Source organism: Arthrobacter sp. P1_A5, from assembly GCF_056406825.1.
In genome coordinates this window covers 1-26,921 of sequence record NZ_JBFTZL010000032.1, presented here as the reverse complement: position 1 = coordinate 26,921, position 26,921 = coordinate 1, and the positions used below count along the sequence as shown (strand labels likewise).

21 protein-coding genes and 2 rRNA genes are annotated in these 26,921 nt (G+C 67.1%); 6 read left to right on the top strand and 17 right to left on the bottom strand.

Annotated elements, in window-relative coordinates; translation table 11 throughout:
* The 5 genes from AC1D1S_RS07635 to AC1D1S_RS07615 all read right to left on the bottom strand — a co-directional run.
* Nucleotides 1-1,286, bottom strand: a 23S ribosomal RNA gene (locus AC1D1S_RS07635); the annotation flags it as partial.
* 536 nt (nt 1,287-1,822) lie between these two features.
* Nucleotides 1,823-3,349: ribosomal RNA gene (locus AC1D1S_RS07630) — 16S ribosomal RNA — on the bottom strand.
* Nucleotides 3,350-3,883: 534 nt separating this feature from the next.
* Nucleotides 3,884-5,197 (bottom strand): tyrosine--tRNA ligase, encoded by a 1,314-nt coding sequence (gene tyrS / locus AC1D1S_RS07625; protein WP_028277280.1) that lies wholly within the window; start codon nt 5,195-5,197, stop codon nt 3,884-3,886.
* Nucleotides 5,198-5,256: 59 nt separating this feature from the next.
* Nucleotides 5,257-7,485, bottom strand: coding sequence for a HelD family protein (locus tag AC1D1S_RS07620; RefSeq protein WP_459384342.1), 2,229 nt, complete (start codon nt 7,483-7,485; stop codon nt 5,257-5,259).
* A gap of 147 nt (nt 7,486-7,632) precedes the next feature.
* Entirely contained in the window at nt 7,633-8,154 is a 522-nt protein-coding gene (locus tag AC1D1S_RS07615; RefSeq protein WP_243181808.1) for an adenine phosphoribosyltransferase, read from the bottom strand.
* 180 nt (nt 8,155-8,334) lie between these two features.
* On the opposite strand from AC1D1S_RS07615, the gene AC1D1S_RS07610 reads away from it, so the two are divergent.
* Nucleotides 8,335-8,961 carry a GNAT family N-acetyltransferase gene (locus tag AC1D1S_RS07610; protein ID WP_476994145.1) on the top strand — a complete coding sequence of 209 codons (627 nt, stop codon included), beginning with the start codon at nt 8,335-8,337 and terminating at the stop codon, nt 8,959-8,961.
* Here the strand turns inward: AC1D1S_RS07610 and AC1D1S_RS07605 are convergent.
* Complete coding sequence (locus AC1D1S_RS07605) at nt 8,958-9,605, bottom strand: hypothetical protein (RefSeq protein ID WP_028277276.1); 648 nt, start codon at nt 9,603-9,605, stop codon at nt 8,958-8,960. The genes AC1D1S_RS07610 and AC1D1S_RS07605 overlap by 4 nt on opposite strands.
* 73 nt (nt 9,606-9,678) lie before the next feature.
* Nucleotides 9,679-10,371: a DNA-3-methyladenine glycosylase gene (locus AC1D1S_RS07600; RefSeq protein ID WP_476994144.1), complete on the bottom strand. Its 693-nt coding sequence runs from the start codon at nt 10,369-10,371 to the stop codon at nt 9,679-9,681.
* A 90-nt stretch (nt 10,372-10,461) separates the two neighbouring features.
* Between AC1D1S_RS07600 and AC1D1S_RS07595 the strand changes: the two genes are divergently transcribed.
* Nucleotides 10,462-12,009, top strand: coding sequence for an AlkA N-terminal domain-containing protein (locus AC1D1S_RS07595; protein WP_243181792.1), 1,548 nt, complete (start codon nt 10,462-10,464; stop codon nt 12,007-12,009).
* Nucleotides 12,006-12,524 (top strand): methylated-DNA--[protein]-cysteine S-methyltransferase, encoded by a 519-nt coding sequence (locus AC1D1S_RS07590; protein ID WP_243181791.1) that lies wholly within the window; start codon nt 12,006-12,008, stop codon nt 12,522-12,524. The genes AC1D1S_RS07595 and AC1D1S_RS07590 overlap by 4 nt, the downstream gene beginning before the upstream one ends.
* A gap of 34 nt (nt 12,525-12,558) precedes the next feature.
* Here AC1D1S_RS07590 and AC1D1S_RS07585 read toward each other — a convergent pair whose 3' ends face one another.
* The 10 genes from AC1D1S_RS07585 to argC all read right to left on the bottom strand — a co-directional run bounded on the left by AC1D1S_RS07585 (nt 12,559) and on the right by argC (nt 23,018).
* Complete coding sequence (locus tag AC1D1S_RS07585; protein WP_476994143.1) at nt 12,559-13,296, bottom strand: maleylpyruvate isomerase family mycothiol-dependent enzyme; 738 nt, start codon at nt 13,294-13,296, stop codon at nt 12,559-12,561.
* A 57-nt stretch (nt 13,297-13,353) separates the two neighbouring features.
* On the bottom strand, nt 13,354-13,890 hold the full coding sequence (locus tag AC1D1S_RS07580; RefSeq protein WP_243181789.1) for a pyridoxine/pyridoxamine 5'-phosphate oxidase: 537 nt from the start codon (nt 13,888-13,890) through the stop codon (nt 13,354-13,356).
* Nucleotides 13,891-14,081: 191 nt separating this feature from the next.
* Nucleotides 14,082-15,518, bottom strand: a complete 1,437-nt coding sequence (gene argH / locus AC1D1S_RS07575) for an argininosuccinate lyase (protein WP_028277270.1) — start codon at nt 15,516-15,518, stop codon at nt 14,082-14,084.
* 5 nt (nt 15,519-15,523) lie between these two features.
* Nucleotides 15,524-16,729: an argininosuccinate synthase gene (locus AC1D1S_RS07570; protein WP_028277269.1), complete on the bottom strand. Its 1,206-nt coding sequence runs from the start codon at nt 16,727-16,729 to the stop codon at nt 15,524-15,526.
* A 111-nt stretch (nt 16,730-16,840) separates the two neighbouring features.
* On the bottom strand, nt 16,841-17,371 hold the full coding sequence (locus AC1D1S_RS07565; RefSeq protein WP_079551248.1) for an arginine repressor: 531 nt from the start codon (nt 17,369-17,371) through the stop codon (nt 16,841-16,843).
* On the bottom strand, nt 17,371-18,402 hold the full coding sequence (gene argF / locus AC1D1S_RS07560; protein WP_476994142.1) for an ornithine carbamoyltransferase: 1,032 nt from the start codon (nt 18,400-18,402) through the stop codon (nt 17,371-17,373). Before argF ends, AC1D1S_RS07565 begins: the two co-directional genes overlap by 1 nt.
* The gene (locus AC1D1S_RS07555) at nt 18,399-19,667 is read right to left on the bottom strand and encodes an acetylornithine transaminase (RefSeq protein WP_476994141.1); all 1,269 of its coding nucleotides are present in this window, start codon (nt 19,665-19,667) and stop codon (nt 18,399-18,401) included. Before AC1D1S_RS07555 ends, argF begins: the two co-directional genes overlap by 4 nt.
* Nucleotides 19,668-19,831: 164 nt before the next feature.
* Nucleotides 19,832-20,764 carry an acetylglutamate kinase gene (gene argB / locus AC1D1S_RS07550; RefSeq protein ID WP_223917243.1) on the bottom strand — a complete coding sequence of 311 codons (933 nt, stop codon included), beginning with the start codon at nt 20,762-20,764 and terminating at the stop codon, nt 19,832-19,834.
* A gap of 47 nt (nt 20,765-20,811) precedes the next feature.
* On the bottom strand, nt 20,812-21,978 hold the full coding sequence (gene argJ / locus AC1D1S_RS07545; protein ID WP_476994140.1) for a bifunctional glutamate N-acetyltransferase/amino-acid acetyltransferase ArgJ: 1,167 nt from the start codon (nt 21,976-21,978) through the stop codon (nt 20,812-20,814).
* Nucleotides 21,975-23,018 carry an N-acetyl-gamma-glutamyl-phosphate reductase gene (gene argC, locus AC1D1S_RS07540; protein ID WP_243181786.1) on the bottom strand — a complete coding sequence of 348 codons (1,044 nt, stop codon included), beginning with the start codon at nt 23,016-23,018 and terminating at the stop codon, nt 21,975-21,977. The genes argJ and argC overlap by 4 nt, the downstream gene beginning before the upstream one ends.
* A 188-nt stretch (nt 23,019-23,206) precedes the next feature.
* Between argC and AC1D1S_RS07535 the strand changes: the two genes are divergently transcribed.
* From AC1D1S_RS07535 to AC1D1S_RS07525, 3 genes are all read left to right on the top strand, one after another.
* Complete coding sequence (locus AC1D1S_RS07535) at nt 23,207-24,310, top strand: fatty acid desaturase family protein (protein ID WP_028277262.1); 1,104 nt, start codon at nt 23,207-23,209, stop codon at nt 24,308-24,310.
* Nucleotides 24,311-24,474: 164 nt separating this feature from the next.
* A complete protein-coding gene (locus AC1D1S_RS07530; RefSeq protein WP_476994139.1) occupies nt 24,475-25,440 on the top strand; it encodes a quinone oxidoreductase family protein in 966 nt (321 codons plus the stop codon).
* A 113-nt stretch (nt 25,441-25,553) separates the two neighbouring features.
* Nucleotides 25,554-26,921 (top strand): amino acid adenylation domain-containing protein (locus AC1D1S_RS07525; RefSeq protein WP_476994146.1); only part of this gene is annotated, 1,368 nt, incomplete at its 3' end.

The window sequence follows — 26,921 nt, the reverse complement described above, 5'->3', positions numbered from 1 at the left end:
GCTTGGCTATTGTCTGAAATCCACAACTTCGGCGGTGTACTTGAGCCCCGCTACATTGTCGGCGCGGAATCACTTGACCAGTGAGCTATTACGCACTCTTTTAAGGATGGCTGCTTCTAAGCCAACCTCCTGGTTGTCTTCGCAACTCCACATCCTTTCCCACTTAGCACACGCTTAGGGGCCTTAGTTGGTGGTCTGGGCTGTTTCCCTCTCGACTATGAAGCTTATCCCCCACAGTCTCACTGCTGCGCTCTCACTTACCGGCATTCGGAGTTTGGCTGACGTCAGTAACCTTGTAGGGCCCATTAGCCATCCAGTAGCTCTACCTCCGGTAAGAAACACGCAACGCTGCACCTAAATGCATTTCGGGGAGAACCAGCTATCACGAAGTTTGATTGGCCTTTCACCCCTACCCACAGCTCATCCCCTCCATTTTCAACTGAAGTGGGTTCGGTCCTCCACGACGTCTTACCGTCGCTTCAACCTGGCCATGGGTAGATCACTTCGCTTCGGGTCTAGATCACGCCACTGCAACGCCCTATTCAGACTCGCTTTCGCTACGGCTTCCCCACACGGGTTAACCTCGCGACGTAACACTAACTCGCAGGCTCATTCTTCAAAAGGCACGCCGTCACCCCAACACGATCGCTCGCGGAGGCTCCGACGGATTGTAAGCACACGGTTTCAGGTACTGTTTCACTCCCCTCCCGGGGTACTTTTCACCTTTCCCTCACGGTACTGGTCCGCTATCGGTCATTAGGGAGTATTTAGGCTTATCAGGTGGTCCTGACAGATTCGCACGGGATTTCTCGGGCCCCGTGCTACTTGGGATACTTCACCAGGCGGTGCACAACATTTCGGTTACGGGGCTCACACCCTCTACGGCCGGCCTTTCAAGACCGTTCACCTATGCCTGCACTCTCACCTTCCCAGCCCGGCAGAGCTGGAGTGGGAAGTCCCACAACCCCGACCATGCAACGCCCGCCGGCTATCACACATGGAACGGTTTAGCCTGATCCGCGTTCGCTCGCCACTACTGACGGAATCACTATTGTTTTCTCTTCCTGCGGGTACTGAGATGTTTCACTTCCCCGCGTTCCCTCCACGCACCCTATGTGTTCAGATGCGGGTCACCAGGCAGCTCGCGCCCCTGGCGGGGTTTCCCCATTCGGACACCCTGGGATCACAGTCCGGTTATCGACTCCCCCAGGCTTATCGCAGATTCCTACGTCCTTCTTCGGCTCCTAATGCCAAGGCATCCACCGTGTGCTCTTAAAAACTTGACCACAAAAGATCAAGGAGTAATTTTCGAGAGAACCACAGAAACCACCACCATCACCCCAAAAGGCAACAGCGACAGATCCAGGTTCATATTCTTGGAAATTGCTTCTTATAAAAGATGCTCGCGTCCACTATGTAGTTCTCAAACAACAACCCCGTACCACACACCCCACACACGCCCCACAAAAGGGAACAACCGTGTGATCGGTGCAGCCAGGAAACCAGAAACAAACCAGCCCCACACCCCCCAGGCTCCCCCGTAAGGGAACCCGCAGGCCATGGTCCTGTTGTCTCAGGACCCAACAGTGTGCCAAACACTAAACCGCCCATCCCCTCTCCCGCACCGTTCCAGGACCACCGCGCTTCCAAGGGAAGCACAGGGGACCGTACTGGGTGCCGGCGAAGAACCGGCGGCCGCTATTTGTTGATATTCCACCCGTGAGCACCCGCCGCAGAACTAGCGTCTGCGCAACGGGCGTACTCCTGACAACCCCACCACACCCGCATACACGGGGCAGAGAAAGTTGTAGGTGCTCCTTAGAAAGGAGGTGATCCAGCCGCACCTTCCGGTACGGCTACCTTGTTACGACTTAGTCCCAATCGCCAGTCCCACCTTCGACAGCTCCCTCCCACAAGGGGTTAGGCCACCGGCTTCGGGTGTTACCAACTTTCGTGACTTGACGGGCGGTGTGTACAAGGCCCGGGAACGTATTCACCGCAGCGTTGCTGATCTGCGATTACTAGCGACTCCGACTTCATGGGGTCGAGTTGCAGACCCCAATCCGAACTGAGACCGGCTTTTTGGGATTAGCTCCACCTCACAGTATCGCAACCCTTTGTACCGGCCATTGTAGCATGCGTGAAGCCCAAGACATAAGGGGCATGATGATTTGACGTCGTCCCCACCTTCCTCCGAGTTGACCCCGGCAGTCTCCCATGAGTCCCCGCCATTACGCGCTGGCAACATGGAACGAGGGTTGCGCTCGTTGCGGGACTTAACCCAACATCTCACGACACGAGCTGACGACAACCATGCACCACCTGTGAACCGGCCCCAAAGGGGAAGGACTGTTTCCAGCCCGGTCCGGCCCATGTCAAGCCTTGGTAAGGTTCTTCGCGTTGCATCGAATTAATCCGCATGCTCCGCCGCTTGTGCGGGCCCCCGTCAATTCCTTTGAGTTTTAGCCTTGCGGCCGTACTCCCCAGGCGGGGCACTTAATGCGTTAGCTACGGCGCGGAAAACGTGGAATGTCCCCCACACCTAGTGCCCAACGTTTACGGCATGGACTACCAGGGTATCTAATCCTGTTCGCTCCCCATGCTTTCGCTCCTCAGCGTCAGTTAATGCCCAGAGACCTGCCTTCGCCATCGGTGTTCCTCCTGATATCTGCGCATTTCACCGCTACACCAGGAATTCCAGTCTCCCCTACATCACTCTAGTCTGCCCGTACCCACCGCAGATCCGGAGTTGAGCCCCGGACTTTCACGGCAGACGCGACAAACCGCCTACGAGCTCTTTACGCCCAATAATTCCGGATAACGCTTGCGCCCTACGTATTACCGCGGCTGCTGGCACGTAGTTAGCCGGCGCTTCTTCTGCAGGTACCGTCACTTTCGCTTCTTCCCTACTGAAAGAGGTTTACAACCCGAAGGCCGTCATCCCTCACGCGGCGTCGCTGCATCAGGCTTGCGCCCATTGTGCAATATTCCCCACTGCTGCCTCCCGTAGGAGTCTGGGCCGTGTCTCAGTCCCAGTGTGGCCGGTCACCCTCTCAGGCCGGCTACCCGTCGTCGCCTTGGTGAGCCATTACCTCACCAACAAGCTGATAGGCCGCGAGTCCATCCAAAACCACAATAAAGCTTTCCACCCCCCACCATGCGATGAGGAGTCATATCCGGTATTAGACCCAGTTTCCCAGGCTTATCCCAGAGTTAAGGGCAGGTTACTCACGTGTTACTCACCCGTTCGCCACTAATCCCCGGTGCAAGCACCGGATCATCGTTCGACTTGCATGTGTTAAGCACGCCGCCAGCGTTCATCCTGAGCCAGGATCAAACTCTCCGTTGAAGTAAAACAGACACAACATGCGCCCCCGGGAAAACGGGATGCACACGCTGCACAAAATTTGAAACCAGCCAAATAACACCAGACCACACCACGGGGTGGCGGGCCCGGCAAATTCAACCAATTCAATACAATAAATTGGTATCAACAAACTTGGCACACTATTGAGTTCTCAAACAACAGACACATTCGAATACTTGCCGAAACACATCATTTCGATGAATTCTTTAGTTTCGCTTTTCTTCGCTGCGATGTTTACAGCTTATTTCATTCATTTCCACTTTGCAAATTCGCGATTTTCATCGGAATTTCGCTTTGTGGAGCGAATCCGCCCAGCATAATTGAAGCAATTTTCATTATGTGCGCCTGGCGCATGAAGAATTGCTTCTCATTTGTGGGGGTTTGTCGCCACTCAACGGCGGCAACTCAGAAAACAATACACGCTCCTCCCCGGCCGTGCAAATCGGCCGGGAAGGAGCGTGCAGGTGCGTTTTCGCTACCGGTCAGGATCCGGTACTGGTCAGGATCCCGTACTGGTCAGGACGCGGCGACTTCCACCGTTGCCAGGTTCTTCTTGCCCCGGCGCAGAAGCAGGTAGCGCCCGTGCAGCAACTCGCTGGCCGCAATGACGGCGTCGGGGTCAGACACCTTCGCATTGTTGACGTAGGCGCCGCCCTCCCCCACAGTGCGGCGTGCGGCGGACTTGCTCTCAGACAGACCGGAGGCGACCAGCAGCTCGATGATGCCCAGGGCGCCGGCGTCAACCGTGGCGGAGGGCAGCTCGGAGGTCGCCGCCTTCAGTGTCGCTTCGTCCAGTACGGAGAGGTCGCCGTTGCCGAACACCGCGGCGGAAGCCGCAATGACCTTCTCGGTGGCGTCCACGCCATGGACGAGCGAAGTCACCTCGTAGGCCAGCTTTCGCTGGCCCTCGCGGGCGAAGGGCCGTTCGGCGATCGCGAGCTCCAGTTCCTCAATCTCGGCGCGGCTCAGGAAGGTGAACACTTTGAGTCGGTCCGCGACGTCGGCGTCCGCCGTGTTGAGCCAGAACTGGTAGAACGCGTAAGGGCTGCACATGGTTGGATCCAGCCAGATCGCGTTGCCCTCGCTCTTGCCGAACTTGGTGCCGTCAGAGTTGGTGATGAGCGGCGTTCCCAGGGCGTGGACGTGTTTGCCCTCAACCTTGCGGATGAGCTCGGTGCCACTGGTGAGGTTGCCCCACTGATCCGAGCCGCCGGTCTGCAGCATGCAACCGTAGTCGCGGAACAACTGCAGGTAGTCCATGCCCTGCAGGATCTGGTAGCTGAACTCCGTGTAGCTGATGCCTTCGTCGGAACTGAGGCGGGAGGCGACGGCGTCCTTCCGGAGCATGGTGCCGACACGGTAGTGCTTGCCGATCTCGCGCAGGAAGTCGATGGCGCTCAGGGGCGCCGTCCAGTCCAGGTTGTTGACCATCCGGGCTGCGTTGTCGCCCTCGAAGCTCAGGAACCTACGGACCTGGGCCTGAAGGTAGCCCACCCACTCGGACACGGTGTCCTTGGTGTTCAGGGTGCGTTCCGCCGTCGGACGCGGATCACCGATCAAGCCCGTGGAGCCGCCCACCAGTCCGAGCGGCTTGTGGCCGGCCAGCTGGATCCGGCGCATGAGCAGCAGCTGGACCAGGTTGCCCAGGTGCAGGCTCGGCGCGGTCGGATCGAAGCCGCAGTAATACGTCACGGGGTCGCCGGCGAGGAGCTTTTCGAGCTCCGCCTCATCCGTGGAGACGTGGACAAGGCCGCGCCATTTCAGCTCCTGCCAGATATTGGCAAAGCTGGGATCGTTCTGCTGGGCATCGAGAATATTTAGCTGGGACACGGAATCTAAGTTAGCAGGATCAACCGGGCGGCAGCGCAGGTGACGCCTGCCGGCCCGGCCTACTCCTCGATGCCTGCCGGGACTCCGGCGGCGGCGATGAGCCGCAGGCGCTGGGTGGGCCGGGTCATGGCCACGTACAGGTCACCCACCCGGCCGTGCTCGTGATTGAGCATGTCCGTCGGTTCCAGGACCACGACGCCGTCGAATTCCAGCCCCTTCGCCTCGCGGGGACTGATCACCACGATGTCCTGCGCATAACTCCCGGCGCCCGTCCCGACCCGGTGGCCGTACACGGCCCGCAGTGCCGCGCTGGCCTCAGGGAGAAGGCCGCCGTCGGCGATGACCGCCAGCAGGCCGCCCTCGATGGCGTCCAGTTCCTCCGGAAGCACCTCGACGAGCTTGCTGACGATCTGGCCCTGGCCGACTTTGTCGATGACCGGGGACCATCGCCCTTCCCGCACGGCCTTGGGCGCCGAAACCACCAGTCCTGCCGCGGTCGCCATGCGGGCGGCGGCCTCGGCGATCTGGGACGGGGTGCGGTAGTTGACGGTCAGCTCCTCGAGCTGCCAGCGGTCGCCGAACATGGGGCCCAGCGCGCTGTGCCAGGAGTTGGCGCCGGCAACAGAACTGGTCTGCGCGATGTCGCCCACGATCGTAAAGGACTTCAGCGGGCAGCGTCGGACCAGCAGCCGCCACTGCATGGGTGACAGCTCCTGCGCTTCGTCCACCACAATGTGCCCGAAGGCCCAGGAACGGTCCGTGGTGGCACGCTCTGCAGCGGTCAGCCGCGTCTCACGCTCCTGGTTCTGATCCACCAGGTCTTCGGCCGTGACAAGGACGTCCACGCCGGCGGTTTCCATGTTGACCAGGGTCTGCTTGGCGTTGGCCAGGTCGCGGGCCCGGTCCTGTTCCTGCTGCGCCAGGCCGCGCCCGGCGGCGGCATCAAGTTCGCCGAGCAATTCGGCAGCCTCGTCCAGCAGCGGAACGTCGGACTCGGTCCAGGGCGAATCGGCCGGACGGAGCAGCAGTGCGCGTTCTTCCGGGCTGAGGTTCGGGGTGCATGCCTCGAGGATGGCCGGCTTGCTGAGCAGCTCCCCCACGAGTTTCTCCGGGGTCATCGGCATCCAGCACAGGTTCAGGGCGATCCGGACATCCCGGGCCGAGCGGACATCCTCGGCCAGGTAGGAGCGGTCGGCGTTGTTGCCGATGTTGCCTGCCTCCACCAGCTCCGTCATCTGCTCGGTCAATTCGCGGAGCAGGATCTTGACGAAGGAGACGCGGGCCTCGTTGTGCGGTTTGCCCGTGGCGCGCGCCCTCTCCTTGGCGCGGCGGACCTGCCTGGGCGTGAGGACCAGTTTGCGGCCGTCCACCTCAAGGGTCCGGTTTCCGGCCGGAATGCGCTGCCGGTTGGCCACGGCGTTGGCGACCACCTCGGCCATGTCGAGCCGGCCCTTGATGGCGGCGACGGCGGAGTCCGGCTCGGCAACGGCGGTGATGCCGGGCATCAGCCGGCCCAGACTCGCCATGACGACGCCGGTCTCGCCGAGCGAGGGCAGCACGCGTTCGATGTACTTCATGAAGGACGACGTCGGCCCCACCAGCAGGACGCCGGCGCTCTTGAGCCGGTCCCGGTGCGTGTAGAGCAGGTACGCGGCGCGGTGCAGGGCGACAGCGGTCTTGCCCGTGCCCGGGCCACCCTGGACGACGAGGGCGCCGGAGATGGAGGAACGGATGATCCGGTCCTGCTCGGACTGGATGGTACCGACGATGTCTGACATCCGGCCCGTCCGCTTGGAGTTCAGGGCAGCCAGCAGGGCACCCTCGCCCTGGAGCGAATCGTTGTCGGCGAGCATGTCGGCGTCGAGCACGTCATCCTCGATTGCCTTGACCTCGCGGCCCTGCAGGATCAGGTGGCGGCGGCGGCGGACGCCCTGCCGGTCGAATGCCGTGGCCTGGTAGAAATGACCCGCCTCGGGCGCACGCCAGTCCACCATGAGCCGCTGCAGGTCCTCGGTGGTCAGGCCGATGCGGCCGATGTACTGGGCCTCCCCGGAATCCAGGTCCAGGCGGCCGAACACGAGCCGGTCATCGACGGCGTCGAGCTGGGCGAGGCGGTCCTCGTAGAGGGCGGCGAAGGCATCACGTTCGGAAACGTTCTGCATGGTGCCCACGGCACCGGCCCGGCGCACCTGGGCCAGCTGGGTGCGCTTCTCCGCCCGCAACTCATCGAGCCGGGCGTAAAGTCCGGCCACATAGTCGCGTTCATGGGCCAAATCAGCGTCGTGCATCGAACGTTCCCCTATCGAAAAAGACAGACCCACCATTCTACAGCCATTTCGGCGGCACGGCTGTTGCATGTCGCCGAACGATGCCAAGGCAGTCTTCGTCAGGGAATTCTACCGACACGGCCCGGATGGTCCAGCCCGGCGGGCCCGCTAAATCCGCAGCAGGGACCGGACGTTGTGGCCGGTCAGGGCTGTGCGGCCGCCAAGATCGTCGAGTTCCATGACCACACCGATGCCTGCCACGTGGATCCCGCACCGCTCGAACAGCCGCGCCGCGGCGCCGAGCGTGCCGCCCGTGGCGAGCACGTCGTCGAGGATCAGCACCCGGCTCCCCGGCGCCAGGTCCGTGGTGTGCAGCTCAAGGGTGGCGGTGCCGTACTCCAGGGCGTAGTCCTCGGAGAACACCTCGCGCGGAAGCTTGCCGGCCTTGCGGACCGTGATGACCCCGGTCCCGGTGGCGTAGGCGGCGGCCGCCGCGAGCAGGAAGCCGCGGGCCTCCACTCCGGCGACGGCGTCGAACTGGCCCTGGAAAGGTCCCACCAGGGCATCGACGACGGCCCCGAAGGCGGCACCGTCGGCGAAGACCGGGGTCAGGTCCTTGAAGCTGACGCCGGGTTTGGGATAGTCCGGGATGGTGGCGCACAGGCTCTTGATCAGCTCATCCACCGGCATTGCAGTCGTCGTCTGGTTCGGGTCGCTTTGATTCACGCATCCACCTTACTGGCTGGTAGCCGGAAGCTTCCCGGGCCTCCCGTTCCGGCGGCCCGCGGCAACCCACCGGCCATCCAATGTTCACGCTGTCGGTGCCGGATTCGCCGCTCCTGTCCATCCCGCCGGTGATTGAATGCTCGAATGCGACACGAAATCGTCCTCTCCGGCCATGGGGTTCGGCTGGTTCCGCTGGCCCCGCACCATGCGGCGGGCCTCTTCGATTTTGTGGACGCCGGCATGTGGGCAGGCATGGCGGCACCGATGCCTGCGACTGCCCTCGAACTGGCGGCGCTGTTCCGGTCACGGCTGGAGGATCCCGCCACCATCCCGTTCGCCGTGACGGACGGGCGCACCGGCGCCCTGCTGGGCACGACGTCCCTCCGCGACTACGTTCCGGACCAGCAACGCCTGGAAATCGGCGGAACATTCTACGGGCGGCAATTCTGGGGCAGCCACGTCAATCCGGCGAGCAAGCACATGCTCCTCGCCTACGCCTATGAGGTACTGGAAGTGGACCGGGTGGCTTTCCGCTGCGACGCCCGCAACACCCGGAGCGCGACGGCGATCGAACGGCTCGGCGCACAATTCGAGGGGGTCCTCCGCGGCCACCGCGCGGCGCCAGGCGGGGGACGCGCGGACACCGCCGTCTTCTCGATCCTCTCGCAGGAGTGGCCGCACGTGCGCGAGGACCTGCGGCGCCGGCTCGCCCCCTTCGCCGTCGGCGCCGACTACTCGCTGGGCAGCTCCGCAGCAACCTGGAACCCCTAATCCCCTGCCGGTGGCGGCAAGGCGTCCGGATGAACGGGAGGCACGGCATCGGGCGGCCCGGCATCTGGAGGCACGGAGTCCGGTTCCGGCGGGCGCAGGAGTCCGTTGGCAAGCCCGTAGTTGACGATGTCCAGCGCTTTTCGGAGCGCGCGCTCGGCGTCGAACCGCCCGGCCGCCACGCGGCTCAGCCGGGCGTAGTCCCCGGCCCATCCGGACCGGCGGAACCTGTCGGCGTCACCGTGAAGGAGCCGTCCATAGAGGACGTCCTCGAACAAGTCATGGTCGGCCAGGGCGATTTCGGCCATCAGCGCCTCGCGGTCCCGGATCATCCCGTTGGTGAACATCCCGGCCGTTTCCGCTGCGCCCTGGGCTAGCCGGGAGTTCGCCGAGTAGTTGCACAGGCGCAGCGCCCGCACCACGAGTTTGAGCGAAACGTGTTCTTCGGGAACGATGAATTTGCGCAGCAGGGCCGCGCGGAAGAGCTCAATCCAGTGCCGGCGCTCTGCCTCGACGGAGTCCGCCGCGACCTGCCCGCCGTCGGGGGCGAACAGTTCCACCATGCGGAAGTATTCGGCGGCCAGCTCCGCGAAGATCTGGAGCCGCTCGAGCTCGCTGCCCGGTTTTCCGCGCTTCCCCTCGCCCATAATGCTCCATCATCCCCCACCGCACGCTCCGGCATCAGGGCGCGGGAACGGGGCGCACACAGTGCCCGCTACCTCACGCGCCGCGGGCGCCTGGCGCCTTTGCCGGCTTGTAGCGGGAGACGGTCGGGTCGCCGCTGAGCCAGAACCGCCAGGGGTACTCGTGGCTGCCGCCGTCGCCGGAGACGCCGACGCGCGGACCGGAGCTGATGCCCGCGGCGACCCCCTCCGGCGGGTGCGCGGCCGGTTCCAGCCGGAACGGCGGCGCGAGGGCATCCCGCCCGCTGTCCGCCGTCGTCAGTCCCAGCGCGGTGGCCAGCCGGGCAGGCCCGCTCGCGAGGTCGACATCCGATTTCGACGTCGGCCGTCTGGCCCTCGCCAGTTCATGCCCCGCGACCACTTCGCCGGCCCGCAGCAGGAGCGCCGACGCCACGCCCTCGGGCCCGCACACGATATTGGCGCAATGGTGCATCCCGTACGTGAAATACACGTAGAGGTGGCCGGCCGGGCCGAACATCGGGGCGTTGCGGGCCGTTTGGCCGCGGAAGGTGTGGGACCCGGGGTCAGGGTGGTGCGAATCATGCGGGCCCAGGTATGCCTCCACTTCGGTAATCCGAACCGAGACGGATCCGCCGGGCCCGTCGTGCGTCAGCACCGCGCCGAGAATCAGCGGCGCCACGTGCCGGGCATCGGCCGAGAGCAGTTCGCGGACGGACACGGCCGCGCCGGGCTCCGCGCCGGACTCGGCAGGAAGCGGGCTGGAAGTCATGCTCAGACTTTAACAAACACCGCCAAAGGTGAGGACGGCCGTGTCCGAATTCCGCTAGCAGCTGCTCCGCGAAGCTGGCAGGATGGGGTGATGGACTTCTGGCAGCGCTACCGGGCAATCGATGCCCGGGACACCCGATTCGACGGGCAGTTCTACACAGCTGTCCGGACCACCGGCATCTATTGCCGGCCATCGTGCCCCGCGCGGACGCCCAAGGCGGACAATGTCACGTTCTATGAAACGTCCGCCGCGGCGCACGACGCCGGCTACCGTGCGTGCAAACGCTGCCTGCCCGAGGCCGTGCCGGGTACGCCGGCCTGGAACGTGCGCTCCGATATCGCCGGCCGGGCCATGCGGCTCATCAATGACGGCGTGATCAACCGCGACGGCGTCGAGGGGCTCGCGGCCCGGCTCGGATACTCCTCGCGCCAGCTCAACCGGATCCTCAGCCACGAACTCGGTGCCGGCCCGCTGTCCCTGGCGCGGGCCAGCCGCGCCCAGACCGCCCGCACCCTGCTGGTCTCCACCGCCATGAAAGTCTCGGACATCGCCTTCGCCGCCGGATTCAGCAGCGTGCGCCAGTTCAACGAGACCATCGGCGAGGTCTTTGCGATGACGCCTTCCGCGCTCCGGGCCACAGCCAGGCATCACCGCTCCCCCGCGGCCACCACAGCGCTCACGCTCAACCTTCCGTACCGCGAACCGTTCGACCCGGGCGTCTTTGATTTCCTGGCCGTCCGCGCCATCCCCGGGATCGAGGAAGGTACCTCCACTTCCTACGCCCGGACCCTGCGGCTGATGCACGGCGATGCCCGCTTCCGGGTGGATTACGACGCCGGCACGGCCGGGCGTCCGCTCGTGCTGACCATCGGCGCCGTCGACCTCCGGGATCTGGCCGCCCTGTTGAGCAGGGTCCGCCGGCTGCTGGACCTGGACGCCGATCCGGTCGCCATCGATGCCGCCCTCGAGGCCGACTCCCGGCTGGCCGCCGCGGTGGCGCTCACGCCGGGCATCCGGATGCCCGGCGCCGTTGATCCGCAGGAACTGCTGATCCGGGCGATGATCGGCCAACAGATCACCGTGGCCGCCGCGCGGACCGCCCTGGTCCAGCTTTCCGCGGCCGGGAGCACGAGCCTGGTGCCCGATGACGGCCTCCACCGGCTGTTCCCGACGGCCGCACAGATCGCCGGGACCGGCTTCGAACTTCTCCGCGGCCCGCAGCGGCGCATCGATGCTGTCCGGGGCGCCGCGGCGGCGATGGCCTCGGGCGACCTCGATTTCGGCTACGGCGATGACGTGCAGGGGCTGGAGGCCAAACTCCTGCCCCTGGCCGGCGTCGGGCCGTGGACCGTGGGATACGTCGCGATGCGGGTCATCGGCGCGCCGGATGTGTTCCTGGCCAACGACGCCGCGGTCCGCAATGGCATCCGTTCACTCGCCGAGACACCCGACGGCGCCACCCTCGCCCCGGATTTCCGTGAGGTCAGCCCCTGGCGCTCTTACGCCACCATGCACCTGTGGCGCGCAGCAGCGGCTGCCCAGGCCGCGGCGCGCAAGCCGTCCCTGCCGCCGAGGCAGGCTCCAACGCAGAACCACAAGCAGACTCCGAAGCAGACTCTGAAGGAAGCGAAACCATGAAAGCCCAGCTGTTGACCATGTCCACCCCGGACGGTCCGTTCACCATCATTGCCCGGGACGGGGCTGTCCTGTCGTCGGGCTGGACCGCCGTTCCCGGCGAGCTGACCGGCCAGATCCACGCTGACCTGCTTCCGGCCGGATTCGAGACCGTCACCGGGCTGGGCGAGATCTCCGAGGCCGTGGAGGCGTTCTATGCCGGCGATCCGGAGCCTGCCATGGGGGTGCCGGTGCTGCAGAAGTCCGGGCCGTTCCGCAGCCATGCCTGGGACGTGCTGCGCACGGTCGCGCCGGGGCGCCCGGTGACCTACACGGAGTACGCGGAGCTGTCCGGCAACGCCAAGGCCGTCCGGGCGGCCGCCAGTGCCTGCGCCTTCAATGCGGCGGCCCTGTTTGTTCCCTGCCACCGCGTCATCCGCACCGACGGGACGCTGGGCGGCTTCCGCTGGGGGCTGGCCGTCAAGGGCAGCCTGTTGGACCGGGAACGCGAAGCAGCCCTCGCGACGGCACGGCCCTGAGCCTTATTCCGTAGCCCGCCCGGCCCGGGCGGGCTCAGTTGTTGACCGGAACGCCGGCAGGCCAGGGCAGCAGCTTCGGAAGGTCGACGCCGTCGGCCGCGGCGGTGGCGCGCAGGCTGCCGAGGGTGGGGTTGCGGCCGGCGAGCCACGCGGCGATGTCCGTGAGCATGCCGTTGATCACGGTCGATGTTCCGCCGCTCCCGATGGCCACCGCGGGCAGGCCGAGCGGCTGCAGCACGAAGCGCTGGCCCTCGGGTACCCGCGCGGAGAGGAAATCGAAAAGGTGCCCGCAGAACGGGCGGCTCCAGGTTTCCGGTCCGTGGCCGGTGCCGAGGTCGGCGGCATGGATGACGAGTTCGCGCCACAGTGCCAGGCCGCCGTCGAACACGACTCCTCCCCGGTAGGTGATGGGCTCACGCCAGCCGGCCGCGTCGAGGGAGTCGAAGGCGCGCAGGGCCCGGTCCAACGCTGCGTCGAGGTCGGCCCGGTGCTGCCCGAGGCTGTGGCCGGCCGCCATCTCGATGGCGCGGTTCCGCCCCTCGAAGCCGCCGTCATAGAGTTCGACACCCTCGCCGCGGGCGGCAAATTCGAGCTGCCGGGCCATCGCGTTGGCAATCCCGCAGATGTGGGCCAGCACGTGCCCGCGGCTCCAGCCGGGCAGTTCCGACGGCGCTTTGATGTCCTGCTCCGTCAGTTTCGCGGCGATTCCGGCCACGACTCCGGCGGCGCGGTGCAGTTCTGCCCGAAGGTTATCTTGTGTGATTGAGGTCATGGCGCCCATCCTAAACCGAGCCACCCGATTAAGTCGGATTAACTGAGCGTTGCCCGGTCAGCGGGGCGCGTAGCGGTGCCGGATGTGCCGGCGGTCATGCCGGGCCTGCCAGAATTCTATTTCGCGGGGCCGGATGGCGTAGAGCTGCCAGTCTGTGTTTTCATTGTCTGCATTTTCGCCGTCGTCGGCGCCGGGCCGGGCCCGCCAGTCGGCGGCCGAGGCTTCCGCGGACAGCTCCACGACGTCCCCGGCCACCCGCACCTGGCGGCCCTGGTGTTGCCAGAAGAAGTTCAGCGCCGCGTGCGGGTTGGCCGTGAGCTCCTTGCCCTTGCGGGATTTCCGGGACGTGGCGAAGTGCCAGCCGTCGGCGTCGATGTCCTTCAGGATCAGCATCCGCGACGACGGCCGGCCGTGCTCATCGGCGGTGGCCAGGCTGCACGCATTGGGCTGCGGCACCCCGGCCGCCAGGGCCTCGTCCAGCCACAGCCGGAACAGCTCCGCGGGGTCCGCGGGCGCCGCCGCCGGGTCGAAGTCCGGGAGCACTTCCGGGAAGTCTGGCAGGGCACGCAGCAGTTGGCGGAACGATTCGCTCATGTCGCAATGCTAGCGGGGAGTTTTCGGCGGCAAACGCCAAACGCTCCCTCACTTTTGGCAGGAAATCCGCCGACGCTCCTGCAGGCAATGCAGGAGCGTCGGCCGAGACGCTGCCGGAACTCCCCACCGGCACCCTAGCCTCGCAAGCTCGGCCAGGGAACCCTGCCCGCGTGGCCCCCCGCGTGTGCTGGCTAGCCGGCGTACTCCCGCACGCCGGCGAGCTCGCCCTCGAGGGCCAGCAGCTGGCGTTCGACGGCGGCCGGTGCGGTGCCGCCCTGCGAGTTCCGGCTGTTGAGCGAACCCTCGGTGGACAGGACTGTACGGACCTCCGGCGTCAGGTGCCCCGAGATGGCGGCGTATTCCTCGTCCGTGAGGTCCCAGAGCTCGACGCCGCGGCTTTCGGCCTGCTTGACCGCGGCGCCGGAGAGCTCGTGCGCCTCGCGGAACGGCACACCCTGGCGGACCAGCCATTCGGCGATGTCCGTCGCCAGCGCGAAACCCTGGGGAGCCAGCGCTTCCATCCGTTCGGTGTTGAACTTCAGCGTCGCGATCATCCCGGAAACTGCCGGGAGCAGGACCTCCAGGGTGTCGGCGGCGTCGAAGACCGGTTCCTTGTCCTCCTGCAGATCGCGGTTGTACGCGAGCGGCAGGCCCTTCAGGGTGGCCAGCAGCCCGGTCAGGTTGCCGATCAGCCGGCCGGCCTTGCCGCGAGCGAGTTCGGCCACGTCCGGGTTCTTCTTCTGCGGCATGATCGAGGAGCCGGTGGAGTAGGAATCGTGCAGGGTGACGAAGGAGAACTCCTTCGTGGCCCACAGGATCACTTCCTCCGAGACCCGGGACAGGTCCACGCCGATCATGGCCGTGATCCAGGCGAACTCGGCGAAGACGTCGCGGGAGGCGGTGCCGTCGATCGAGTTGTGCGTCGCCGAGAAGAAGCCGAGGTCCGCGGCGACGGCCTCGGGGTCCAGGCCGAGCGAGGAGCCCGCCAGGGCACCGGAGCCGTAGGGCGAAACCCCGGCGCGCTTGTCCCAGTCGGCCAGCCGCTGCACATCGCGCAGCAGCGCCCATGCGTGGGCCAGCAGGTGGTGGCTGAGAAGGACCGGCTGGGCGTGCTGCAGGTGGGTGCGGCCAGGCATGGCCACGCCCTGGTGCGCCTTGGCCTGGTCCACGAGAGCGTCAATCGTGGCGAGCACGCCGCGGGCGATGATCCGGGCGTGATCGCGCAGGAACATCCGTCCCAGGGTGGCCACCTGGTCGTTGCGGGACCGGCCGGCGCGGAGCTTGCCGCCGAGCTGGGTACCGGCACGTTCGATCAGGCCGCGCTCGAGCGAACCGTGCACGTCCTCATCGGACTCGGCCGGCAGGTAGGCGCCGGAGGCGACGTCCTCATCCAGCTGCGTCAGGGCGGCCAGCATGCCGTCGAGTTCGGCGTCGTCCAGCAGCCCGGCCTTGTGCAGCACGCGGGCGTGCGCCTTGGACCCGGCGATGTCGTAGCGGGCCAGCCGCCAGTCGAAGTGCGTGGACTTGCTCAGCGCGGCGAGGGCGTCCGCGGGGCCGCCGGCAAACCGGCCGCCCCACAGCGCTCCCGTATTTGTCGCCTCAGACTTAGTGGTTTCCGACTCAGCCACAGGGGCTACTCTCCTGCGACGCGGATGTCGCGGCCGGAGGCAACCTTGGCGGACATGCCCCACAGCTCGATGAAGCCGCGCGCCATCGACTGGTCGAACGTGTCGCCGGTGTCGTACGTGGCAAGGTCGAAGTCGTAGAGCGAGGTCTCGGAGCGGCGTCCGTTGACGATTGCCTGGCCGCCGTGCAGCACCATGCGGATGTCACCGGAGACGTACTTCTGGGTGTCCTCGATGAAGGCGTCGAGGGAGCGCTTGAGCGGCGAGAACCACTGGCCGTCGTAGACCAGCTCGGCCCAGCGCTGGCCGACGGTCGCCTTGAAGCGGGCCTGCTCGCGCTCGATCGTGATGTCTTCGAGGTGCTTGTGCGCGGTGATGAGCGCCATGGCGCCCGGTGCCTCGTAGATCTCGCGGGACTTGATGCCCACGAGGCGGTCCTCGACGACGTCGATCCGGCCCACGCCCTGGGCGCCGGCGCGGCGGTTGAGTTCCTTGATGGCCTGCAGCGGGGTGACCTTGACGCCGTCGATCGCGACCGGGACGCCGGCCTCGAAGGAGATGGTGACCTCATCCGGTGCCGGCGGGAATTCCGGGGTGGCGGTGTAGTCGTAGATGTCCTTGGTGGGGGCGTTCCAGATGTCCTCGAGGTAGCCGGTTTCGACGGCGCGGCCCCAGACGTTCTGGTCGATCGAGTACGGGTTCTTCTTGGTGGTCTCGATCGGCAGTCCCTTTTCCTCGGCGAAGGCGATGGCCTTGTCGCGGGTCAGGGCGAGGTCACGGACCGGGGCGATGCACTTCAGGTCCGGGCCGAGGGTCTGGATGCCGACTTCGAAGCGGACCTGGTCGTTGCCCTTGCCGGTGCAGCCGTGGGCGACGGTGGTGGCGCCGAATTCGCGGGCGGCCTTGACCAGGTGCTTGACGATCACCGGGCGGGAGATGGCCGAGACCAGCGGGTAGTGGCCCTGGTAGAGGGCGTTGGCCTTCAGCGTGGGCACGCAGTACTCGTTGGCGAACTCGTCGCTGGCGTCGGCGACGTAGGCTTCGACGGCGCCGCAGCCCAGCGCGCGCTGGCGGATGGTCTCCAGCGATTCGCCGCCCTGTCCGACGTCGACCGCCACGGCGATGACCTCGGCGCCGGTGGCTTCACCGATCCAGCCGATGGCTACGGAAGTATCCAGGCCACCGGAGTAGGCCAGAACAATACGCTCAGTCACGGAAATGCTCCTTAGTTGTTTGGTGATGCTTTAAGTCTGGGAAAAATCTGTCTGTTGCAAGCCTGTCACACACCCCGGGTGCCCGGTCCTGTGAAGGGCTCATGGTGTGGCTTACTGGCCGGCTTCCTCGGCGAACTGCAGGAAGCGTGCGGCGATGTCCGCGCCGCCCAGGGGGTCCCGGGTGACAAGCAGGACGGTGTCGTCCCCAGCGATGGTGCCCAGGATCGAGGGCATCACGGAGTGGTCGATGGCGAGGGCCAGGAAGTTCGCGGCGCCCGGCGGGGTCCGAAGCACCACGAGGTTGGCGGAGGCCTCGGCGGTGACGAGCAGTTCCCCACACAACCGGGTCAGCCGGGCGTCGAGGATTTCCTGGGTGACGCCGCTCTTGGCCGCCCGTTCGCCGCCCTCCCCCGGGACGGCGTAGACCAGCACGCCGTCCTTGCCGCGGACCCGGACGGCGCCGAGTTCCACGAGGTCGCGTGACAGCGTGGCCTGGGTGACCTGGACGCCGTCGTCCGCGAGCAGCGCCGCGAGCTCGGCCTGGGAACGGACAGATTCGCCCGTGAGAATCGCCGTGATCCGCGCCTGCCGGGCTGTCTTGGTGGCCGGGCTGGCCCCAGGAGAGGCTGGCTGGACGGACATCAGGCCGGGCCGCCCACCGGTGCCGGCCCATCGAGTGGCGCGAGCCCACCGACTGGCGCCAGACCGTCAACCACTGCCAGACCGGAGCGGTGCATGAGCCAGGCCATGAGTGCCTTCTGCGCGTGCAGCCGGTTTTCGGCCTCGTCCCAGACCACCGACTGCGGGCCGTCAATGACGTCCGCGGCGATCTCGTAGCCCCGGTAGGCCGGGAGGCAGTGCAGCACGACGGCGTCCGGCGCCGCGAGCTTCATGGCTTCGGCATCCACGGAATAGGCGCGGAACAGCTTCATCCGTGCTTCCTTCTCCGCCTCCTGGCCCATGGACACCCACGTGTCGGTCGCGACGACGTCGGCGCCCAGGAGCGCTTCGGCGGCGTCAACCGTCACCAGCACCGAGCCGCCGGTCTCCGCGGCACGGTCCTCGGCGGCGGCGATGATCTCCGGCGACGGCAGGTAGCCTTCCGGTCCGGCGACGCGGACATTCATGCCCGCCGTCACGCCGGCCAGCAGGTAGGAGTTGGCCATGTTGTTGGCCGAGTCGCCCAGGTAGGCCATGGTCAGGCCCTGGAGCGAGCCCTTGTGCTCCTTGACGGTCAGCAGATCGGCCAGGAGCTGGCAGGGGTGGTAGTCATCGCACAGGGCGTTGATGACCGGAACGCGGGAGTTCTCGGCCATGGCGACGAGCCCGGCGTGCGCGCCGGTGCGCCACACGATGGTGGAGACCATGCGTTCGAGCACCTTGGCGGTGTCCTCGACCGATTCTTTGTGCCCGATCTGCGCCTCGCCGGGGTTGATGATGAGCGCGTTGCCGCCCATGTCCGCGATGCCGGTGGCGAAGGAGACCCTGGTCCGGGTGGAGGTCTTGTCGAAAATGACGGCCACCGTCCGGCGGCCGTTGCCGTCCGCGGCGAAGGGCTGCACGCTGTAGGGCGCGGCCTTCATCCGGACGGCGAGCTCGAGGACCTCGGCCTGTTCGGCCGGGCTGAGGTCCGTGTCCTTGAGGAAGTGGCGGGTGGGCACTGAGGCGGTCACTTGGCGTCCTTTGCAGCGTTGGTCTTGGCGGTCTCGAGCAGTGCCGGCAGGGCGGCCAGGAAAAGGTCTGCCTGCTCGGTGGTCAGGATCAGCGGGGGCGCCAGCCGGATGGTGCGCGGGCCCGGGCTGTTGACGATGAACCCGGCGTCGAGGCCGGCGGCCACGACGCCCGGGGCGACGTCGGCGTCGAGGTCGAAGCCGATCAGCAGCCCCTCGCCGCGGACCTCTGTCACGCCGGCGATTCCGGCGAGGCCGGCGCGCAGATGCTCCCCCAGGTTTCGGACGTGGGCCAGGATGTCCTGGTTTTCCAGGACGTGCAGGGTGGCGAGGGCGGCGGCGGTGGCCACCGGGTTGCCGCCGAATGTCGTCCCGTGCTGGCCGGCGGTCAGCAGGGCAGACGTTTCCGGGCCGAACGTGACGAGAGCGCCGACCGGGAAGCCGCCGCCCAGGCCCTTGGCGAGGGTCACGGCGTCGGGCACGATTCCGGCGTCCTCGCTGGCCAGCCACTTGCCGGTGCGGCCGATGCCGGTCTGGACCTCGTCGAGGATCAGCAGGGCGCCGGCCGCGCTTGTGGCCTCGCGGGCCGCCTTGAGGTAGCCGGCAGGCAGCGGCCGGACGCCGGCCTCGCCTTGGATCGGTTCGAGGAAGACGGCGGCAGTGGTCTCATCAATGGCGGCGCGGAGGGCCTCGATGTCACCAAACGGGACATGCACGACGCCGCCGGGCAGCGGCGCGAACGGCGCCCGGTAGGCCTCCTTGGAGGTCAGCGCGAGGGCGCCCATGGTGCGCCCGTGGAAGGCGCCTTCGAGCGCGATGATCTTGGTGCGCGGCTTCGCTGTTTTTTCCGCGACAGTATTCTCCGCGGCCGCGGACTGGCTCGCGCCACTGTTACGGCGCGCCAGTTTGAGGGCCGCCTCGACGGCTTCGGTGCCGGAGTTGGCGAAGAACACCTTGGAGCCTGCCGGGGCCTTGGACAGTTCCAGCAGCTTCTCGGCCAGGGCGATCTGGGTGGGGCTCGTGAAGAAGTTCGAGACGTGGCCCAGGGTGGCCAGCTGGCTGGAGATCACCGAGGTCACGAACGGGTGGGCGTGGCCGAGGGCGTTCACCGCGATGCCGCCGAGCAGGTCCAGGTATTCCTTGCCGTCGGCGTCCCACACGAGGCAGCCGGCGCCGCGGACCAGGACCCGCTGCGGGGTGCCGAAGACGCCCAGCAGGGAGGACGAGTAGCGGGACAGCCACTGCGCGCCACTGCTCTTCCCAGTCATAACGGAAGCTGTCGGGGCCGAGCCGGCGATGGGGGCCCGGGTGTGGTCGGGCACCGCGAAGGGGCCACTGTCTCCGGGGTCCCCGCCCGAGCTTGCGAGGACGGGGTGAGACTGGGGACGGGCGGGGGCCCCATCGCCGGTCGGACTCACGCCTACAGTTTCGTTCATGCGTTCACTTCCTCGTCGGGGACGACCTGGGTGCCGATGCCGGCGGTCGTAAAGGTTTCCAGGAGCATCGAGTGCGGCAGGCGGCCGTCCACGATGTGGGCGCGCTCGACGCCGTCGTCAATGGCCTTCAGGCACGCCGCCATCTTGGGGATCATGCCGGACTCGAGGCGCGGCAGCATCTCGCGCAGCTCCGACGCCGTCAGCGACGAAATGAGCGATGACCTGTCCGGCCAGTTGGCGTAGAGGCCCTCGACATCGGTCAGGATGACCAGCTTGGAGGCACCCAGGGCCGACGCCACCGCGGCCGCCGCGGTGTCCGCGTTCACATTAAGTACCTGCCCGGTGGTGGATCCGTCGTCGTGGATCTCGGGGGCGACGGTGGAGATCACGGGAATCCTGCCGGCCGCGAGGATGTCCACAATCCCTTCCGGGTTCACCCCGACCACCTCGCCCACCAGGCCGAGGTCCACCTCTTCGCCGTCCACCACGGTGCCGGTGCGGACGGCGCGGAGCAGGCCGCCGTCTTCGCCGGACATCCCGACGGCGTACGGGCCGTGGGAGTTGATCAGGCCCACGAGTTCGCGTCCCACCTGGCCGGTGAGGACCATCCGGACCACATCCATGGCCTCGGGGGTGGTGACGCGCAGCCCGCCCTTGAATTCGGATTCGATCCCGAGCCGGCTGAGCATGGCGTTGATCTGCGGGCCGCCGCCATGCACCACCACGGGGTGGATGCCGACGTGGTGCAGGAACACGACGTCCTCGGCGAAGGCGCGGCGGAGCTCGTCATTGACCATGGCATTGCCGCCGTACTTGATCACCATGGTGCTGCCGGCAAAGCGCTGGATCCAGGGCAGCGCCTCGATCAGCGTGGCGGCTTTGTCCCGGGCGTCGGACTGGGAGGTGGTCTCGCGGGTCTGGGTGTTCATGCTGTTCGTCCTCTGTTCGTCCCTACTGTTCATCCCTCCGGGGGGGATTAGCTGGAGTAGGCGCTGTTTTCGTGGACGTAGTCGTGGGTGAGGTCGTTGGTGAGGATCGTGGCCTCGGCTGTACCGGCCTGCAGGTCGATTTCGACCAGGACCTCGCGCGGTTCGAGGTCCACGAGGTTCCGGTCATCGCCGATGCTGCCGTTGCGGCAGATCTGCACACCGTTCATGGACACGTTCAGATGGTCCGGTTCGAAGGCCGCGTCGGTGGTGCCGACGGCGGACAGCACGCGGCCCCAGTTGGGGTCCTTGCCGAAAATCGCGGTCTTGAACAGGTTGGAGCGGGCGACGGCGCGGCTGACGACTTCTGCGTCCCGCTCGCTCGCGGCGTTGAACGTCCGGATCGCGATGTCGTGGCTGGCGCCCTCGGCGTCGCCGATCAGTTTCCGGGCCAGCTCGGCGCAGACCTGGGTCAGGCCGGCGCCGAAGTCGGCGGCGGACGGCGCGGCACCGGAGGCGCCGGAGGCGAGCAGCACCACGGTGTCGTTGGTGGACATGCAGCCGTCCGAGTCCGCCCGGTCGAAGGTGAGCCGCGTGGCGTTGCGGAGTTCGGCGTCGAGCACGTCCGGCGGGACGTCGGCGTCCGTGGTGAGGACCACCAGCATGGTGGCCAGGCCCGGGGCCAGCATGCCGGCGCCCTTGGCCATGCCGCCGATGGTGAACTGCGTGCCGTCCGCGGCCGTGCCGGTGAAGACGGCCTGCTTGGACACCGAATCCGTGGTCATGATCGCGGTGGCCGCCGCGGGGCCGCCGTCCGCGGCCAGGGCCGCGGTGGCGGAACCGATCCCGGCCAGGATTTTCTCCATGGGGAGCTGCTCGCCAATCAGTCCGGTGGAGCAGACCACGACGTCGGTGGCGGAGACGCCGAGGACCTCGGCGGTCTTCTCCGCAGTGGTGTGCGTGTTCTGGAACCCCTGGGGCCCGGTGCAGGCGTTGGCGCCGCCGGAGTTGAGGATCACGGCATCCACGCGGCCGTCCTTGACCACTTCGCGGGACCAGTGCACGGGGGCCGCTGCGACGCGGTTGGACGTGAAGACCGCCGCGGCGGCCTTGGACGGGCCGTCGTTGACCACGAGGGCCACATCCGGCTTGCCGGAAGCCTTGAGCCCGGCCGTCACGCCGGCGGCGCGGAATCCCTGCGGTGCGGTGATGCTCACGGTGCGACTCCCTGGAGGTTGAGGCCGGCGGTTTCCGCCAGGCCGAGGGCTAGGTTCATGGACTGCACGGCCCCGCCGGCGGTCCCCTTGGTGAGGTTGTCGATGGCACAGCACACGATCACGCGGCCGGTGTGCTCATCAAAGGCGAGCTGCATGACCGTGTGGTTCGATCCCTGGACCGATTTCGTGGAGGGCCACTGCCCCTCGGGGAGCAGGTGCACGAACGGTTCGTCGTCGTAGGCTTCGGCCCAGGCGGCACGCAGGTCTGCGGCAGTGACACTGCGGCCTGGCTGCTGCCGGACCCTGGCGGTCGCCGTGGTGAGGATGCCGCGGCTCATCGGTGCCAGCGTGGGCGTGAAGGAGACGGTGACCGGGGACCCCAGCGCCTTGGAGAGTCCCTGTTCGATCTCGGGGGTGTGCCGGTGTCCCCCGCCGACCCCGTAGGGGCTCATGGAGCCCATGACTTCGGCGCCGATCAGGTTGACCTTGGCAGCCTTGCCGGCCCCTGAGGTGCCGGAGGCGGAGACGATCACGACGTCGTCGCCCTCCAGCAACTGGTTGCTGAAGCCGGGAGTGAGGGCCAGCAGGGCCGAGGTCGGGTAGCAGCCGGGGACGGCGATCCGGGTGGCGCCGCGGAGGGCATCTCGCTGGCCGGGCAGTTCCGGGAGTCCGTAGGGCCAGGTTCCGGCGTGGGCCGACCCGTAGAACTTCTCCCAGGCCTCCGGGTCCTCGAGTCGGTGGTCCGCGCCGGCGTCGATGACCAGGGTCCCGGCGGGCAGCTGCGCCGCGATCTCCCCGGATGCCCCGTGCGGAAGCGCCAGGAACACGACGTCGTGCCCGGCCAGGTTATCCACGGTGGTGTCTTCGAGAATCCGGTCCGCGAGGCCATGGAGATGCGGCTGCAATTCCCCTAGTCTGGAACCGGCGTTGCTGTGGGCCGTGATGGCGCCGATGGTGACGTCGGGATGACCGGCGAGGAGCCGCAGGACCTCGCCGCCGGCATAGCCGCTAGCCCCGGAAACGGCAACAGAAATAGTCATAAGCACGACTATACAGCAAGAGTATGCATAGATGCCGATATTTATGCATCGATGGGCGTGTGTCCAAAGCTCCCGAACGGCCCGCCGCGGAAACCCGGGGGCGTATGCTTGGTAAAGGGTGATCCAGACCGTGCAGCTGCGAATGTCAGCTGCAGCGTTGCCCGTAACCGTGACGAGGCAAGCGCCCTATGACCGCCACTTCCACCCTTCCCGCCGAAACGCCGGCGCGGCCGCCATCGCGGGTCCGGCAGCCCAACGCCGTCGTCCTGAGCTATTCGGAACTCCTCAAGAGCGTGAAGACGGCCGGCCTCCTCGAACGGCGCGTCGGGTTCTACATCACAGTGTTCGCCAGCCTGGTGCTCCTGATGGCCGCCACCTGGTTCGGGTTCGCGCTGATCGGTGACAGCTGGTTCCAGCTCCTGATCGCCGCCGCCCTCGGCATCATCTGCACGCAGTTGAGTTTCCTCGCCCACGAGGCCGGGCACCGGCAGATCTTCGCGTCCCGCCGTGCCAACGACTGGGCAGCACGCCTGCTCGCCACCTCCGTGGCCGGGATCAGCTACTCCTGGTGGGAGCAGAAGCACGGCGCGCACCACAACCACCCGAACGTCATCTCCAAGGACCCGGACATCGCGCCCGGCCCCATCGCCTTCCACCCCGAAGCCGTAGCCGACCGCCAGGGACGCCTCGCGTTCCTGACCCGCAAGCAGGGCTGGTTCTTCTTCCCGCTCCTGTTCCTGGTGGGCCTGGGACTGCAGATCGATTCCGTGAAATTCATCGTCCGCCGGGCCAAGGTCACGCACCGCTGGGTCGAAATCCCGATCCTCGCGGTCCGGCTCAGCCTCCTGCCGGTCCTCGCGTTCACCTTCCTGCCGCTGGGCATGGCGTTCGCCTTCATCGGCGTCCAACTCGCCGTGTTCGGCTTCTATATGGGCGCGTCCTTCGCGCCGAACCACAAGGGCATGCCGGTGCTGCCGGCGGACAGCCGGGTGGACTTCTTCAGCCGCCAGGTCCTGACGTCCCGGAACATCTCGGGCGGCCGCTTCATGGACATCCTGCTCGGCGGCCTCAACCGCCAGGCCGAACACCACCTCTTCCCGGACATGGCCCGCCCGCAGCTGCACCAGGCCGCCAAGATCGTCCGCGAGTACTGCGCCAAGCACCAGGTCCCGTACACGGAAACCACGCTGATGCAGTCCTACGCCATCATTGTCCGCTACCTCAACGACGTCGGACTCGCCGCGGGCCGCCACTTCGAATGCCCGATGGCAACGGTAACCCGCCGCTACTAAAGGACGGACCGCCGTAGGCCGCGCAGGACCCGCCGCCTCCGGGCCACGTCGGCCCAAACATCACGTGACGGCTGGTTACGGAAGGCCCCTTCATGGTTACCCCCGGTGTCCCTAGGATGGACCCAGGGACCGGGACAGAATTCCCCGCCCGGAAAAGGAGCCACATGATGCACGCAATCGTCGCCCGCCAGGCCGGCGGCCCCCAGGTCCTCGAACTCGACAAGACAGCCCGACCTGTTCCCGGGCCCGGCCAGCTGCTGGTCAAGGTCGCGGCCGCGGGCGTGAACTTCATTGACACCTACAAGCGCAGCGGCGTCTACAAGGTCAGCTACCCCTTCACGCCCGGCTCCGAGGCCGCGGGCACCGTGGAGGAGGTCGGCGGCGCCGTCACCGGGTTTGCTCCCGGTGACCGGGTGGCCACGGCCGAGGGCGCTGACTGCTACGCCGGATATGCACTCATCGATGAGGACAAGGCCCTCCCGGTTCCCGACGGCCTGGATGATTTCACCGCCGCGGCGCTGCCGCTGCAGGGCGTGACGGCCCACTACCTGATCAACTCAACTTTCAAGGTCGAGTCCGGCCACACCGTGCTGCTCCACGCCGGCGCCGGTGGTGTGGGGCTCCTGATGATCCAGTTGCTCAAGGCCAGGGGCGCCAATGTCATCACCACCGTTTCGACAGACGCGAAAGAGCAGCTGGCCCGCGAAGCCGGCGCCGACCACGTGCTGCGCTACGACGGTTTCGCCGACCGGGTCCGGGATCTGACCAACGGCACCGGCGCGGATGTGGTGTACGACGGCGTCGGAAAAGACACTTTCGACGCCTCCCTGGCGTCCCTGCGCATCCGGGGCATGCTGGTCCTCTTCGGCGCAGCGTCCGGCCCGGTCCCGCCGTTCGACCCGCAGCGGCTCAACGCCGGCGGCTCGCTTTACCTCACGCGGCCCACCATGGGCCACTACCTGCGCGACGCCCGGGAACGCCGCTGGCGCTCCGACGAAGTCTTTGCCGCCGCTGCCGACGGCAGCCTCAAGGTCAGGATCGGCGCACGCTATCCTCTCGGCGAGGCGGCCCGTGCCCACGAGGACCTTGAACAGCGCCGCACCACCGGCAAAGTCATCCTCGTCCCCTAAGCTGCACGGTCCCCCAAGCCGTACGGCAACACCATCCGTTCATCTCCTGCAGGGACAATGCGCCAGTGACCGAGCAACGACTGACCCCCAGTGAAGCCCCCGACGCCGGTGCGGTGCAGAGTCTTCCCGCTCCCCGTCTCACCGTCCACGAGCCCCAGCTGCCGGGCGCCCTCTCCGCCCCGCCGGAGCGCACGCTGATAGACATCGTCCGGGATACTGCCGCCCGGTACCCGGACGCTTCGGCGCTCGACGACGGCCACCGTTCGCTCAGCTACGCCCAGCTCATGGACGAGGTCCGGGCCACCGCCCGGAAACTGCACCTCGCCGGGCTGGGTGCCGGCGACAAGATCGGCGTCAGGATCCCGTCGGGCACCAACGAGCTCTACGTCTCGATCCTGGCGGTGCTGCTGGTCGGTGCGGCCTATGTCCCCGTAGACGCCGACGATCCCGACGAGCGGGCCAAACTGGTCTTCGGGGAGGCGAGGGTGGCCGGCATCCTCCGCGCCGGCGGGAAGATCGTCACGGACAGCAACCACCCCCGCCCGTTCCCCGACGCGAGGCCGCCCGGCCCCGACGACGACGCGTGGGTCATTTTCACGTCCGGCTCCACCGGCACCCCCAAGGGCGTCGCGGTCCAGCACCGCTCGGCCGCCGCGTTCGTGGACGCCGAGGCCCGCATCTTCCTACAGGCCGATCCGGTGGGTCCGCAGGACCGGGTGCTGGCCGGCCTGTCCGTTGCCTTCGATGCCTCCTGCGAGGAAATGTGGCTCGCGTGGCGCCACGGCGCCTGCCTGGTTCCGGCACCCCGGGCGCTGGTGCGGACCGGGATGGACCTCGGCCCCTGGCTCATCAGCCACGGCATCACCGTGGTCTCCACCGTCCCCACTCTGGCCGCTCTCTGGCCCGTGGAGTCGCTGGAAAGTGTCCGGCTGCTGATCTTCGGCGGGGAGGCGTGCCCGCCCGACCTTGCCGAACGGCTCGCCGTCGAAGGACGCGAAGTATGGAACACCTACGGACCCACCGAGGCCACCGTGGTCGCGTGCGCCGCGCAGCTCGGCGCGGGCGGCCCCATCCGGATCGGCCTGCCGCTGGACGGCTGGGACCTCGCCGTCGTCGACGCCGATTCCCTGCCCGTCGCCGAGGGCGCGGTGGGCGAACTGATCATCGGCGGCGTCGGGCTGGCCCGGTACCTTGACCCGGTCAAGGACGCGGAAAAATATGCCCCCATGCCGTCCCTGGGCTGGCCGCGCGCCTACCGCTCCGGCGACCTCGTCAGGTACGAAGCAGAAGGCCTCATTTTCCAGGGCCGCGCCGATGAGCAGGTCAAGCTCGGCGGCCGCCGGATCGAGCTCGGCGAAATCGACGCCGCCCTGCAGTCCCTGCCGGATATCGCCGGCGCCGCCGCCGCCGTGCAGACCACCGCGGCCGGCAACCAGTTCCTGGTCGGCTACCTTGCCGCCGTCTCGGGCCGTGTCATCGAC